We start from the raw sequence: 287 nt of genomic DNA on the forward strand, positions 1-287 counted from the left end.
GTCGAGCGGCTGCGCCAGATCATGGCGGATGATGCGATGACCGGCAGCTTCGAGCGCGGCGCAGCGTTCGTCGTCGCGGCCGAGCCCGAGCGCCAGCATGCCGGACGCGGCCAGCCGCTCGAGCACATGGGCGCCGAGGAAGCCGCTTGCGCCGGTTACGAGGACGGCCATCGATTAGACCTCCAGCGCCATGCCGCCGAAGGAGACGCCGGCCGAGGTACCGAGGAAGAGCAGCTTCATGCCCGGCGCCACGCGGCCCTCACGGCGCGCGACGTCCAGCGCGAAGG

The 287-nt window shown here is 71.8% G+C and carries 1 protein-coding gene; it reads right to left on the minus strand.

Annotated elements, in window-relative coordinates:
- Positions 1-171 (minus strand): NAD-dependent epimerase/dehydratase family protein (locus tag EN786_RS37245; protein ID WP_135910215.1); only part of this gene is annotated, 171 nt, incomplete at its 3' end.
- Positions 172-287: the final 116 nt, after the last annotated feature.

This window comes from Mesorhizobium sp. M4B.F.Ca.ET.143.01.1.1, assembly GCF_004792275.1.
In the GTDB taxonomy this organism is placed as follows: Bacteria; Pseudomonadota; Alphaproteobacteria; order Rhizobiales; family Rhizobiaceae; genus Mesorhizobium; species Mesorhizobium abyssinicae.